This window comes from Rhizobium laguerreae, assembly GCF_019778565.1.
In the GTDB taxonomy this organism is placed as follows: domain Bacteria; phylum Pseudomonadota; class Alphaproteobacteria; order Rhizobiales; family Rhizobiaceae; genus Rhizobium; species Rhizobium laguerreae.
In genome coordinates, this window is the sequence record NZ_JAAXQT010000002.1 from 161,119 (window position 1) to 174,930 (window position 13,812).

9 protein-coding genes are annotated in these 13,812 nt (G+C 63.2%); 4 read left to right on the plus strand and 5 right to left on the minus strand.

Translation table 11 applies throughout. The annotated features are described in order from the left end of the window. Positions 1–20 precede the first annotated feature (20 nt). The 5 genes from HFO71_RS07700 to HFO71_RS07720 form a co-directional block, all read right to left on the minus strand. Complete coding sequence (locus tag HFO71_RS07700) at positions 21–578, minus strand: dihydrofolate reductase family protein (protein WP_221987776.1); 558 nt, start codon at positions 576–578, stop codon at positions 21–23. 214 nt (positions 579–792) lie between these two features. Continuing rightward, a complete protein-coding gene (locus tag HFO71_RS07705; protein WP_077977500.1) occupies positions 793–1,593 on the minus strand; it encodes a TIGR02186 family protein in 801 nt (266 codons plus the stop codon). After that, complete coding sequence (locus HFO71_RS07710) at positions 1,593–2,516, minus strand: sulfite exporter TauE/SafE family protein (protein ID WP_025393069.1); 924 nt, start codon at positions 2,514–2,516, stop codon at positions 1,593–1,595. The genes HFO71_RS07705 and HFO71_RS07710 overlap by 1 nt, the downstream gene beginning before the upstream one ends. Positions 2,517–2,829: 313 nt before the next feature. Beyond that, positions 2,830–6,633: a peptidoglycan-binding protein gene (locus HFO71_RS07715; protein ID WP_221987777.1), complete on the minus strand. Its 3,804-nt coding sequence runs from the start codon at positions 6,631–6,633 to the stop codon at positions 2,830–2,832. A gap of 448 nt (positions 6,634–7,081) precedes the next feature. Then, a complete protein-coding gene (locus tag HFO71_RS07720; protein WP_132613120.1) occupies positions 7,082–7,783 on the minus strand; it encodes an SDR family NAD(P)-dependent oxidoreductase in 702 nt (233 codons plus the stop codon). Positions 7,784–8,053: 270 nt separating this feature from the next. Between HFO71_RS07720 and HFO71_RS07725 the strand changes: the two genes are divergently transcribed. From HFO71_RS07725 to HFO71_RS07740, 4 genes are all read left to right on the plus strand, one after another. Further along, positions 8,054–9,850, plus strand: coding sequence for an acyl-CoA dehydrogenase C-terminal domain-containing protein (locus tag HFO71_RS07725; RefSeq protein ID WP_168258733.1), 1,797 nt, complete (start codon positions 8,054–8,056; stop codon positions 9,848–9,850). A 100-nt stretch (positions 9,851–9,950) separates the two neighbouring features. Continuing rightward, entirely contained in the window at positions 9,951–11,159 is a 1,209-nt protein-coding gene (locus tag HFO71_RS07730; protein WP_025393073.1) for an acetyl-CoA C-acetyltransferase, read from the plus strand. Positions 11,160–11,161: 2 nt separating this feature from the next. Further along, a complete protein-coding gene (locus HFO71_RS07735; RefSeq protein ID WP_025393074.1) occupies positions 11,162–11,545 on the plus strand; it encodes a cupin domain-containing protein in 384 nt (127 codons plus the stop codon). A gap of 16 nt (positions 11,546–11,561) precedes the next feature. After that, on the plus strand, positions 11,562–13,775 hold the full coding sequence (locus tag HFO71_RS07740) for a 3-hydroxyacyl-CoA dehydrogenase NAD-binding domain-containing protein (protein WP_131639792.1): 2,214 nt from the start codon (positions 11,562–11,564) through the stop codon (positions 13,773–13,775). Positions 13,776–13,812 lie beyond the last annotated feature (37 nt).

Genomic DNA, 13,812 nt, shown 5'->3' on the forward strand with positions numbered 1-13,812 from the left:
TCCCACCGGGTGGAACGCCGCTAAGCCTTGACGGGCTCGTAGCGCAGGATCATCGCGCCGCCTTCCGTCGTGGAGGATTCGATGAGCTTCAGTGGCACCCGGCTCTCTGCCGGTTTGAAAAGCGGATTGCCTCCGCCGAGGATCACCGGCACCAGGCAAACCCTGATCTCGTCGATAAGGCCTGCCTTCAGCAGGCTGTCGGCAAGCTCGGCGCTGCCGAAGATGAACATCGTCTTGCCGTCCTCCTGCTTCAGCCGCGTCAATTCGGGGATCGGATCGCTGACGACGCGGGCATTGTTCCAGCCGGGCTCGCTCATCGTCCGCGACACGGCGATCTTGGCGATGCCGTTCATATAGGCTTTGATCTCGCCTTCGCCCTCGGCTGTCGGCCAGTAGGAGGCCATGCCCTCATAGGTCTTTCGGCCAAACACCAGCAGATCGCTTTCGTTCCCCAACTGTTCGGCATAGCGCTGCAGCTCGGGCCCCCAGGCGAAATTGTGGAAGTCGATATCCCACGGTTTCGTGCCTTCGAAGTAACCATCGAGCGTCATCAGGTTCCAGACAGCAAGCTTTCTCATTTTTCATCCTCCTTCTGAATTTCCATCGAAGATTAAAACTGGTTGCGCTTAACAACTGGTTGAAAGTTAAATCGACTGATAGCAATATGCAAGCGGTTTTTTGGGGGAAAACGGATGAGCCGCGACAAACATCCGGGCCAGCAGCTGCCGCACAGCGGGCGACGCCTGAGCTGGGCCAATAGGAAGAAATGGAGTGCGGCGCCCTGGCTGTGGATCAGTCCTTGCGGAAAATCAGGCTGGCACCCCAGCCGGTGATGACGGCGAGCAGCACGGCCGCAAAGCCGTAGAGGATCGGCTGCTCATGCGCCGCATCGGTGATCGTCTGCTCGATGCCGGTCTTGATGACCCGCAGCGGCAACGATTTTTCGGTGACGAAAAGGCCACTCTTGAAGAGGTAGGCGCGCACGGTGTGCACCCCGTTCGGAATATTTGCCGGCAGGCGCAGGCTCGCCTTGAAAAGGTTGGAGGAAACGAACCGCACACCGCTCGGGTTGCGGTCGTAGAGCCCGCCGCCCTGCTGCAGCCGCCGGAAGGCGTCGCGGAACTCGCCGAGATTGCTGCCGTCGCCGACGAAGCCGACCGGCGTCAGCGGAATGTGGTCGATGCCGATCCCCTGATCGGTCAGCTCGAGCGGTGTCGTCAGATCGTCGATCATGCGCGAGCTCGACATCGAATAGGAATGCGGCACCGCTTCGAAGGTCATCGAGCGGGTGTTCACCCAGATGCCGAAGACGCGTTCCTTCCTGCGCACCGTCGCATCCTCGCGCGGGCCCTCCAGTACCACGACCACGTCATATTGGCCGATGGCGAGCAGCAGCTGGTCGGTATTCGAGAGCGCCCCGAAGATGGTGAGATCAGCGCCGTGGAAATCCGAGGTGATGGCGATTTCGCTGGTCGACGTGCCGATTTCCAAAACTTCACGCACCGCTTCCGTTGCTTGCCCCGGCAACCACTGCGCTCCGGCAGAGGTCGGCAGCAGGCAAAGCAATGCGATGACAGCGGCAGCCAGGCGCATCAGTTGCCCGCTCCCATCACCACCGAGTAGACGTCCGCCGGCGTCACCACCAACGCGACCGCCAGACGCACGCCGACGGCGAGCACCAGCAGGCCGAGCAGGGCGCGCAGCTGCTCGCCGCGCAGTTTCTGGCCGACGCGCACGCCGTATTGCGCCCCGATCACACCCGCCACCATCAGGATGAAGGCGAGCACGATGTCGACGGAAAAGTTGGTCGCCGCCTGCACGATCGTCGTATAGGCGGTCACGAAGATGATCTGGAACAGCGAGGTGCCGACGACGACATTGGTCGGGATACGCAACAGGTAGATCATCGCCGGCACCATGATGAAGCCGCCGCCGACACCCATGATCGAGGTGAGGATTCCGATCGCAAAGCCGAGTGCGACGATCGGAATGACGCTGAGAAAGATCTTTGATTTCTTGAAGCGCACCTTCAGCGGCAGCTTGTGCACCCAGTGCTGGTGACCGGGCTTGCGCGGTACGGGCGGCTCGTTGCGCGCTGCCCGCCGCATGGCATTGATGCTTTCGAGCAGCATCAGTCCGCCGACGGTGCCGAGGAAGATGACATACATCAGCGAGATGATGAGATCGAGCTGGCCGATGGCGCGCAACAGCGAGAAGATCCAGATCCCGACCGTCGCACCCGCAAGGCCGCCGACCAGCAGCACCGTGCCGAGCTTGACGTCGAGCGAGCCGCGCCGGAAATGCGAGATCGCGCCAGATATCGACGACGCCACCACCTGGTTGGCGCCGGTCGCGACTGCGACAACCGGGGGGATGTTGTAGAAGATCAACAGCGGCGTGATGAGAAAACCGCCGCCGACGCCGAACATTCCAGACAGGAATCCGACGGCCGCCCCCATGCCGAGAATGATGAAGATGTTCACCGACAATTCTGCGATGGGCAGATAGATTGTCACAGCCGACCCCGAATGATGACCGCCCCTGCCGGGCGGTTTCTTGTCACGTCCCCGTTCGAATGCGCACCATACTGTGAAATCGTTGCCAGAGGCTTTCGATCGGCCCCGTGATTAAGCCATAGAGAATGACGGAGAGATCGGTGGCAGAGGATTCGCCGGATGCGCGGATCGATATGTCCGGGCATAATCCGGCTTTTTTCAGGTTTTGTGACAGGCGACGGCAAAATTGAAAAAAGCCTTGCGGCATAGTGCCGCCAGGCACTTTTCATCGCCCGGAATAAAGAGGCTATCCTGCGTCGATGCGACGCGGGCGTCAGATTGCCTTGCTGCCCTGCTTGTTGCGCTCGAGCAGCGCCTTCACGGTCGCGTCGGTCACCTTGCCGTCCGGCTCTTGGCCGACGGCCTTCTGGAAGTTTTTGATCGCGGTCACGGTCTTGGCACCCATTTCGCCGTCCGGCACGCCGGCGTCGAAGCCGTTATTGTTGAGGATCGCCTGGATGTTGCGGATCGCCTTCTTCATGTCGACGCTCGCTGTCTTGACGCCGGTTCCCGCCCATTCGTCGGGAATGTCGATGGCGTTCGTGCGATGGTCGACCGGCTCCGCCTTCCAGAGATCGGCCTTGGCGCGCGCCCGTTCGAGCTGGTCGGGCTTCATGGCTTTGGCCACTTCGTCGCGCTTCTGCGCCGCATCCTTGTCGCCGCCCTTGGCGGCGATCGCAAACCACTTGTAAGACTCTTCGAGATCCGCCGGAACCCCGTTGCCGCGCGCGCAGAGGATTGCCAGGTTGAACTGGCTGTCGGTGATGCCGAGGTTCGCTGCCTTGGTGAACCACGAGGCGGCCGTCGCATAATCCTGCTGGCCGAGGGCGCCGGAGGCGTAGAGGACGGCAAGATTGTGCATGGCGCTGGCATTGCCCTGGTTTGCCGCTTGCTCGTAAAAACCCTTCGCCTTGGCGATGTCGCGTTCGACGCCGTTGCCCTTCTCGTACATGCTGCCGAGCCGGTATTGCGCAGGCGCAAAGCCCTTATCGGCCGCAAGCTGGTACCAGCCTGCGGCCTGCTTCTGATCGACCGTCATGCCGTTGCGGCCGTCGGAATAACGCGCGCCGATCTCGAACAGCGCCAGCACATCGCCGCTGCTCGCCGCATCGGCAAGCGATTTCGGCTGGATGGTGTCGGGAATGGTGATGGCCGGTGCGGGTGCTGCCGCAGCCGGGGCGTTCGGAACGAAGCCCGATGCTTCCTGTGCCGCGCCGGACGGACCGGGAGCGGCAAAGGTCGCTGCCCCTTCGCCGTCAAGCGGTGTCTCGTCGGTCAGATGCTCACCGCCGACCGGCGGGACTGCGTCCGGCTGCGCCTGTTCGGCGGCGGGCGGTACAGCTTCCGCTGCCGGAGCGGTCGTTCCGAGAGCGGCGGCATCCGGCTGGGCGGGTGTCGCGTCAGGCAAGGCTGGCGCCGGGTTTTCCGCGCCGGTCAGCGCCGAGACTTCCGCTGGCGGCTGCGGCGCGCGCTCGCCGCTTGTCAGCGTTCGGGCGAGCGGAAAGGCCATGATCGCGAGCAGCACGGCGCCGACAGCCAGCAGGATCGGCCGCCGGTAGCGCGAAAAGGCGCTGGTCTTGCCGGTCTTGTCAGAAGCCTTGCCGACCTTGTCGGCATTCGCGCCCTTCTTCTCGGCCTTGCCGGCTACCTGCTTCGGATTGGCATCCACCTCCATCGCAGCCGCCTGCGCCGCACGGCGCGCGGCAGCGATATAATCGGCGCGATCGGTTTCGCCGGCAGGTTTGCCGCGTGCCGCACTCTGGCTGGCGCGAACCCGTTCAAGGATCTTCTTCACGTCAGGCGCGCCCGAACCCGGCTCGAGCAATTCGTTTGCCGCATCCGTCGGCACGACGTCGGTGGGATCGATCGACGGCGCTGGGTCGATCATCGGGCGTTCGGTCGTCCGGCTCTCGGACTTCTTGCCGGGCAGCAGCCGCTTGCCGAGGTTGGCGAGCAGGCTGGCCTTCGCCGGCGCCTGTGTCCGTGCCGCTGTCGCAGCCTCCGTCGTCCTGGTCGCGGCTTCGATCGCGATCGCGCTCGTTCCGCTCATGGCGTTGGTTTGTGCCGGGGCGTTGGCTTTTGCCGGGGCGGCAGGCTCTGTTGCGACCTCGGCCGTGCGGATAACAGGAGAAGCCTTCGCTATCGGGGCAGCGGCCGGCGTCCTGTTCATCTCGGCTTCGGCCACCATCAGCGCATAGGGATCGACATCGAAATCGACGTCGGCGATCGGCATCTGGGCCGCCGGCCGGCCGCGATCTTCCATGCCGTCGAGGCGGTCGGCAATATGCACCAGCGTCTCGTGCAGCGCCTGGAAAGTCTTGTGCGTGCGTTCTTCGCTGTCGCGGCTGAGATCCTCGAGGTGGCGCAGATCCTCGGCCAGTGCCGTCAGCGCCGACATGTCGGCGGCGGGCATGACGACACCCTGCGGGCCGCCATGGCGCGAATAGGCTTCGACGACGGCCTCTGCCGCCTGGCGTGCCGCCTCGATGATATATTCGTCGCTCGTTGCCATGTAATCTTCGATCGCGCCCATGCGCTGGTCGAATTCGGGAGGTATCGCAGCGCTTTCGCGCGGCGCGCTCATCAGTGCCGAAAGATTGGCGATCTGGTCTTCGAGGTTCTTCAGTGCGTGCGGATCGGTCGGCGCTGCCGATGTGCTCTCCTCCAGCCGGGCGGCAATGTCGCTCAGCCGCCCTTCGAGACGCAGGAAGGCGCTGTCGTCGGCTACAGCGGCGGGCGCCGGCGCCTGCTGCTGATGGGCCATCTCGTCGATGCGCCGGGCGAGATGGTCGAGCCGCTGCGCCAGCACGTCGTTGACGGCGCCGTTCTCAAGCGCGTCGATCTTGCGGGAGATGTCGGAAAGCGTGCCGGTGAGATCGGTCTGCGGCGCAGTCTCCTGCGTGCGCTCTAGCAGATAGGAAAGATGTTCCAGCCGTTCGTCGAGCCGCGACGTCGATTCCGCCTTCGTCAGTTCCTCGACGCGTCCCGTCAGCGCCTCCAGCCGCATCGCCAGCTCGTCGGCCGGGTTCACGCGGCTGGCCGCATCATGGCTCATCAGGTCGATCTGGTCGGCGAGCGCCGCAAGCCGGCTTTCCAGCCGCTGCATCAGACCCGGATCATTTGCAGTGGCGGTGCGGCCGCTTGCCGCGATTGCCCGGCTGATCTCGTCGAGCCGCATGTCCATGGCCGCGAACTGCTCGGACATGACCCGGTCGTGCGGCTGGATCATATTGCCGAAATGCTCCATCGCCGTGGCGATCGAGATCAGCTTGTCTTCCAGCGCCCGAACGGCCGGGCTTTCGCCCATGCCGCCGATATGGCGCTTGATATCGTCGAGCCGATAGGCGAGCGAAACGAGCTCTTCCTGCAACCCCTCGGTATCGAGCGCCGCAAGCCGGTTTTCGAAGCCATCCCAGCGATTTTCCAAATGGCGCAGCGAATCTTCGCGCGCCAGCCCGTCCATCAGCGAGCGCAGCTCTTCGAAATCCTCGCGAAGGCCCGTGGCCTCCGGTGCGGCGGAGCGGCCGGTCAGTTGCGTGATGCTCTGGGCCAGGCGGCCCATGTCCGCGCGTATGTCGTCGGCGAAACGGCCGTCTCCGGCATTTGTCTTGATTTCGCGCAGCTCGGCGCGCAGCGCGTTCATCTCGCGGGTGACGCCCTCGGAAATGTCGCGCTTCAGGTCTTGTCGCAAGTTGACGAGCGCCTGGGCAATCTCCGTCATCGTGTCGTCGCCGGCGCGGAAGGCAGGCGCCGGCGCTGCGGCGCGCGGCGCAGGTTCACGAAGTTGCGGGGCCTGCTCGCGTGCGTAGGGCCGTTCGCGGCTGGCTTCGAGCGCGCGCTGGCGTTGACGAATTTCGGCGAGCGGATCCGGCCGCGGCTCGGGCGGGGCCTTTGCGGGCCGGGGAGCATGGGAAGCGGCATAAGGATCGCGCTCGGCCGTTGCCGCGCGCGGCCGCTGTTCGCGCCCGCTGCCCATCAGCCCTTCGATGCGCGCCTCCAGCCCTTCGATCGTGCGGTTCAGCGCATCGAGCGAGGTCCTATCGGACTGTCGGGAAGGATTTGATCGCGATCCGTTCATCTTCTTGCTCGCTTCGACTGCTCGACCCCTCGTCAGAGCTCGATCGTTGGCTTTTCGTCTGCTGCCCGCTTTACGCGGGCCTGAGCGCACCATTCATAAGACGATAGTCAATTAGACTTTCCTCAAGCTGAACGATGTAGCGGCATCCTAAGGGAACGCGAGACGGGGGAAAGGATGCGGATCACTACTGCTCAATCCGCACCTTTCACGAAACGTGGTAAACAAGCCGTTAATGCCGATGGGAATTTTTTAACGTATGTGTTCTAAACGCCGTTTTTGGCGGCAATTGCCCCCGAACGCGTCATATCGAATGGCCGCTCGCGCGCTCAGGCCGGCCTGGATATTGCAGCTCGATCTTCACGCCTTTAGGGCCATAGACGAAGACCTGGCCGAGATCGGTGTCGGGAATATCGTAATATTCGAAGCGATAGCCGCCCGCCAGCAGGGCTCAGAAGCTCTCCGTCCAGGGCCGGACTTCCACCTCCAGCGACCATGCGCTGCGGTGCTGGCGAAGCACATCGATATAGGTCTGGGCGATCGCATCCGGCAGCAGCGTGCCATCCGGCTTCTCCACCCGATCCGGCCGGATCTGCGAGCGCACCGCGCCGTCGATGACGAAATGCGCGACATGGATGCCCATCGGCCCGAGTTCGCGGGCGGCACTCTGGGCAAGGCCGCGCAGCGCGAACTTGCCCATCGCGAAGGGGGCCGATTGCGCAAAGCCCTTCACGCTTGCCGACGCGCCTGTCATGAGGATGGCGCCGCGGCCGCGCGGGATCATCCGTCGCGCCGCCTGCTGCACCACCAGGAAACCGCCGAAAGCAGTAGTCGCAATCGCCTTTTCGACCTCGGCGGGATCGAGTTCCGCCAGCGGGCCGCGCTGACGGGCGCTGGCATTGAAGATCACCACGTCAGGCCCGCCGATTGCGCCAGCGGCCTCTTCGAAGAGTGCCGCGACGCTCGCCGGCTGCGAGACGTCGGCGGTAAAGGCGCTGGCGCCCGTTTCATCGACCAGCGCCTGGAGTTTTTCGATATTGCGGGCGGCGAGCCCGACCCTGACGCCCTGCGCCGACAATTGCCGCGCAAGCGATGCGCTGATGCCGGAGCCCGCGCCGACGATAAGCGCGCTCTCATAGGGAAAGTCGGTCATAATATCTTCCTCGATGGATCGTCCCATAGACGTAGGACGTCGGAACGACTTGCGCCACTGCCCGGCCGACACTCCGTTCTGCGATGGACAAGGAAGATGAGATGGCGTCTGCTCCGCCAGTGCTTCATCGCCGCGGATTCGTGCTCTCGAATTTTTTCAGGAAAAGACGGCACAAGCGCAGAATTTGACGTTTACGCAAACGTCAATATTTTGTAAGACAGTGCCCAAGGCCGGCGCGATCCGGTCAGTCGAATGGGAGGAATTTGAGAGATGCCAGTCTACAAGGCCCCGGTGAACGATACGCTTTTCGTCCTGAACGACGTACTGGGTCTCGAGCGCTACAACAATCTGCCGGGTTTTGCCGACGCGACCCCCGATATGATCGAAGCGATCCTCGGCGAGGCCGGAAGGGTTGCCGAGGAAGCTCTCTTTCCGTTGAACTATTCCGGCGACCAGGAAGGCTGCACGCGTCACGACGATGCCAGCGTCTCGACGCCGAAGGGCTTCAAGGAAGCCTATAAAGCCTATCGCGACGGCGGCTGGATCGGTCTTGCGGTGCCGGAGGAATTCGGCGGGCAGGGGCTTCCCTATACGCTGCATACCGCCGTCGGCGAATATACTTCGGCCGCGAACATGTCGCTGATGATGTATCCGGGCCTGACGCAGGGCGCGATCGCGGCACTCCTCGTCCACGGTTCCGACGAGCAGAAGGCCACCTATCTGCCGAAGATGGTGGACGGCACGTGGTCTGGCACCATGAACCTCACCGAGCCGCATTGCGGCACCGATCTCGGCATGCTGCGCACCAAGGCGGTGCCGCAGGCTGACGGCAGCTACAAGATCTCTGGCCAGAAGATCTTCATCTCCGCCGGCGAGCACGACCTGACCGACAATATCGTCCATCTGGTGCTGGCCCGTATCGAGGGTGCGCCCGAAGGCACCAAGGGCATCTCGCTCTTCATCGTTCCGAAATTCCTCGTCGGCAAGGACGGCGTGCTCGGCGCCCGCAACACTGTCTCCTGCGGCGCCATCGAGCACAAGATGGGCATCCACGCCAACGCCACCTGCGTGATGAATTACGACGAGGCGACCGGCTTTCTGATCGGCGCCGAAAACCGCGGCCTCAACGCCATGTTCGTGATGATGAACGAGGCCCGCCTGATGGTCGGCCTGCAGGGCATCGCCATTTCCGAGATCGCCTATCAGAACGCCGCCAGCTATGCCCGCGACCGCATCCAGGGCCGTTCGCTGTCCGGCCCCAAGGCGCCGGACAAGAAGGCCGATCCGATCATCGTCCATCCGGATATTCGCCGCACGCTGATGACCATCCGCGCTTTCAACGAGGCCGGCCGCGCCTTCCTGCTCTGGACCGCGCTCAAGTCTGATATCGCCCACCGCGCTAGCGACGAGAAGGAGCGGCAGACGGCCGACGATATTCTCGGCCTCGTCACCCCGATCCTCAAGGGCGTGATGACAGATAAGGGCTTCGATCATGCCGTCATGGCTCAGCAGGTCTTCGGCGGCCACGGCTATGTCGAAGAGCACGGCATGAGCCAGTATGTGCGCGATGCCCGCATCGCCATGATCTATGAAGGCGCCAACGGCATCCAGGCGCTCGATCTCGTTGGCCGCAAGCTCGCCTTGAACGGCGGCCGCGCCGCCATGGCCCTCTTCAAGGAGATCGGTGATTTCTGCGAGGAGAACCGCAGCAACGAAAAGCTCTCCTTCTTCACCAAGCATCTCAAGAAGGGCTTGAACGACGTCCAGGGCGCGACCATGTGGTTCATGCAGAACGCCATGGCCAAACCCGATAATGCCGGCGCCGGCTCGACCGACTACCTGCACCTCTTCGGCCTCGTCATTCTCGGCTATATGTGGGCGAAGATGGCCAAAGCCGCCGAGGATGGCCTTGCATCCGGCGATGCGGCTCGCGAGGATTACCTGAAGAACAAGCTGGTCACCGCCCGCTTCTTCATGGAACGCCTCATGCCGGAAACCGCGCTTCGCAAGGCCCGCATCGAGGCTGGCGCCGACACGATGATGGAACTGGCCGCCGAAGCGTTTTGAGCCGGTTCTCCCTCCCCCTTGTGGGGAGGGCTGGGGAGGGGTCTTATCTCCTCCTTCCAAGAGTTGAGGCAAGATAGATTGCCGTCAGGGAGATGAGACGATGACCGAGGTTTTCATTTACGACCACGTGCGTACGCCGCGCGGCCGCGGCAAGAAGGACGGCGCCCTGCATGAGGTGCCCTCCGTCCGCCTTGCGGCAAAGACGCTGGAGGCGATCCGCGACCGCAATGGGCTCGATACGGGAACGGTCGACGACATCATCATGGGCTGCGTCGATCCGGTCATGGATGCCGGCGCCGTCATCCCCAAGGCCGCCGCCTTCGAAGCCGGTTACTCCACGAAGGCGCCTGGCATGCAGATTTCCCGCTTCTGCGCCTCCGGCCTCGATGCCGTCAATTTCGGTGCCGGCAAGATCGCCCAAGGGGCCGACGATATCGTCATCGCCGGCGGCGTCGAAAGCATGTCGCGCGTTGGCCTCGGCATGTCCGGCGGCGCCTGGTTCATGGACCCGTCGGTAAATTTCCCGGCCTATTTCATGCCGCAGGGTGTCTCGGCTGACCTGATCGCCACCAAATACGGCTTCAGCAGAACCGATGTCGATGCCTACGCGGTCGAGAGCCAGATGCGCGCCGCCCAGGCCTGGGAAAAGGGCTGGTTCGACAAGTCGGTCATCCCGGTCAAGGACCAGAACGGCCTGACGATCCTGGCAAAGGATGAGCATATGCGTCCCGGCACGGATATGCAGGCGCTCGCCTCCCTCAATCCGTCCTTCCAGATGCCCGGCGAGATGGGCGGCTTCGAGGCCGTCGGCATCCAGGCCCATCCTGAAATCGAGCGCATCAACTATGTCCACCATGCCGGCAATTCCTCCGGCATCGTCGATGGCGCCAGCGTCGTCCTGCTCGGCTCCAAAGCCGGCGGTGAGAGCATGGGCAAAAAGCCGCGCGCCCGCATCAGGGCTTTCGCCAATATCGGCTCCGATCCGGCCCTGATGCTGACCGGGCCTGTCGACGTCACCGAGAAACTGTTGAAACGATCAGGCATGAGCCTTGCCGACATCGATCTCTTCGAACTCAACGAGGCCTTCGCTGCCGTGGTGCTGCGCTACATGCAGGCCTTCGACATCGACCATGACAGGATCAACGTCAATGGCGGCGCCATCGCCATGGGCCATCCGCTCGGCGCCACCGGCGCGATGATCCTCGGCACGGTGCTGGACGAACTTGAACGCCGCGACCTCAACACCGCGCTGGTGACGCTCTGCATCGGCGCAGGCATGGGCACGGCAACGGTTATCGAGAGGGTCTGACGATGGGCTTCAACACCGGTACGATCGAAACCGAATATGCCGAGGTCACCGAGCACTGGTCGCCCCGCGTCATCGCCGATCTCAACGGCCAGAGCGTCAAGCTCGCCAAGGTCCAAGGCCAGCTCGCCTGGCATTCGCACCGCGACGAGGACGAGCTTTTCCTCATCTGGAAGGGCGCGCTGACCATCGAATATCGCGACCGGCCGCATGTGCATCTCAAGGCGGGCGATTTTCATGTCGTGCCGAGGGGTGTCGAGCATAATCCGGTTGCCGAGGAGGAATGCTGGATCGTGCTTTCCGAGCCGTCGCAGACCAAGCATACCGGCGATGTCGTCACCGAAAAGACGAAGACCTTAGACGCGCAGCGCAGCCATTTGCCGGCCTGATCGGGGAGGAAACCCAATGACCTACACCAATTTCACGCTCGAAACCGACGCCGACGGCATCGCTCTCGTCACCTGGGACATGCCCGGCAAATCGATGAACGTCTTCACCGCGGAGGTGATGGTCGAGCTCGACGCGATCATCGACGCCACGACCGCTGATGCCGCCGTCAAGGGCGTCGTCTTCACCTCGGGTAAATCCTCCTTCTCCGGCGGCGCCGATCTGTCGATGATCAAGTCGATGTTCAGTTCCTACCAGGAGGAGAAGGCAAAGAGCCCCGAGACGGCCGTGCAGAACCTCTTCGGTCTGGTCGGCCGCATGAGCGGCCTGTTCCGCAAGCTCGAAACATCGGGTAAGCCCTGGGTTTCAGCCATCAACGGCACCTGCATGGGCGGCGCTTTCGAACTGTCGCTCGCCTGCCACGGCCGCGTCGCCTCCAATGCCAAGAGCGTCAAGATCGCGCTGCCCGAAGTGAAGGTCGGTATCTTCCCCGGCGCCGGCGGCACGCAGCGTGTGCCGCGGCTGGCGAACGCCCAGGATGCGCTGCAGATGATGACGACGGGCCAGTCGCTGACCGGCTCCCGCGCCAAGGCGATGAACCTCGTGCATCAGGTGGTCGAGCCAGATCAGCTCATCCCGGCAGCCAAGCAGATGATCAAGGATGGCCTGAAGCCGGTCGCCCCCTGGGACGAGAAGGGCTTCAAGCTGCCGGGCGGCGGCATCTGGACGCCGGCCTCTGCCCAGCTCTGGCCGGCAGCCCCGGCAATCCTGCGCCGGGAAACATCGGGCAATTATCCGGCAGCGCTTGCCATCCTGAAATGCGTCTACGAAGGCCTGCAGGTGCCGTTCGACACCGGCCTGAAGATCGAGCAGCGTTATTTCACCGAAGTGCTGCAGACCCGCGAAGCCTTCTCGATGATCCGTTCGCTGTTCATCTCCATGCAGGAGCTCGGCAAGGGCGCCCGCCGCCCGGCAGGTCACGCGATGACCGAGCTGAAGCATGTCGGCGTCGTCGGCGCCGGCTTCATGGGCGCCTCGATCGCTTATGTCACCGCCGCCGCCGGAATCCCGGTGACGTTGATCGACCGCGACATCGAAGCGGCGACCAAGGGCAAGACCGTCTCCGAAGGCCTGGTCAAGGATTCTGTCGGTAAGGGACGTCTTACGCAGGATGAGGCTGCTGCATTGCTCTCCCGCATCACGCCCTCGGCAAACTATGCCGACCTCGCCAATGCCGATCTCGTCATCGAGGCGGTGTTCGAGGATCGCGAGGTGAAGAAAGCGGTCATCGAGGCGGTCGAAGCCGTGCTGCCGGAAGGCGCGGTCTTTGCCTCCAACACCTCGACCCTGCCGATCTCAGGTCTCGCCAAGAATTCGAAACGCCCGGCCGATTTCATCGGCATCCACTTCTTCTCGCCTGTCGAGAAGATGATGCTGACCGAGGTCATCCTCGGAAGCGACACCGGCGACAGGGCGCTGGCTGTTGCTCTTGACTATGTCGCAGCCATCAAGAAGACGCCGATCGTCGTCAACGACACCCGCGGCTTCTTCGTCAATCGTTGCGTGCTGCGCTACATGTCGGAAAGCTACGACATGCTGATCGAGGGTGTGCCGCCTGCCATGATCGAGAATGCCGCCAAGATGGCCGGCATGCCGGTCGGTCCCTTGGCGCTCAACGACGAGGTCGCTATCGACCTCTCGCTGAAGATCCTCAAGGCCACGGTCGCCGATCTCGGCGAAAAAGCCATCGACCCCAAGCATATGGAACTCATCTCCCGCATGGTGGAAAAGGAGGGCCGTTTCGGCCGCAAGAATTCCAAGGGCTTCTACGACTACCCGCCGAAACCGGCGAAGAAGTCCCTCTGGCCCGACCTCAAGAACCTCTACCCGCAGAAGCCGGCGGATGAGGTTGACTTCAACGTCCTCAAACAACGTTTCCTCGTTACCATCGCGCTCGAAGCCGCCCGCACCGTCGAGGAAGGCATCGTCACCGATCCGCGCGAAGCGGATGTCGGCTCGATCCTCGGCTTTGGCTTCGCGCCCTATACCGGCGGCGCGCTGAGCTATATCGACGGGATGGGTGCGAAGGCTTTCGTGGAATTGGCAGAAAAGTTAGCTGCTGCTTACGGGGATCACTTCAGCCCGACGCCGCTGCTGAAGGACATGGCCGCTAAGGGCGAGACGTTCTACGGCCGGTTCGACCCCTATGCGAAGGTGGGGAAGGCGGCCTAGGCCGCCTTTTCAGCTGTGCAGCTCTTGCCGGGTTTCA

Bases quoted from the DNA above. Each gene is read 5' to 3' on its own strand.
- HFO71_RS07705 (WP_077977500.1), bottom strand. From the start codon at position 1,593: ATGCGCCTGGCTGCCGCTGTCATCGCATTGCTTTGCCTGCTGCCGACC.
- HFO71_RS07730 (WP_025393073.1), top strand. From the start codon at position 9,951: ATGACCGAGGTTTTCATTTACGACCACGTGCGTACGCCGCGCGGCCGC.
- HFO71_RS07740 (WP_131639792.1), top strand. From the start codon at position 11,562: ATGACCTACACCAATTTCACGCTCGAAACCGACGCCGACGGCATCGCT.
- HFO71_RS07700 (WP_221987776.1), bottom strand. From the start codon at position 578: ATGAGAAAGCTTGCTGTCTGGAACCTGATGACGCTCGATGGTTACTTC.
- HFO71_RS07720 (WP_132613120.1), bottom strand. From the start codon at position 7,783: ATGACCGACTTTCCCTATGAGAGCGCGCTTATCGTCGGCGCGGGCTCC.
- HFO71_RS07735 (WP_025393074.1), top strand. From the start codon at position 11,162: ATGGGCTTCAACACCGGTACGATCGAAACCGAATATGCCGAGGTCACC.
- HFO71_RS07725 (WP_168258733.1), top strand. From the start codon at position 8,054: ATGCCAGTCTACAAGGCCCCGGTGAACGATACGCTTTTCGTCCTGAAC.
- HFO71_RS07715 (WP_221987777.1), bottom strand. From the start codon at position 6,633: ATGAACGGATCGCGATCAAATCCTTCCCGACAGTCCGATAGGACCTCG.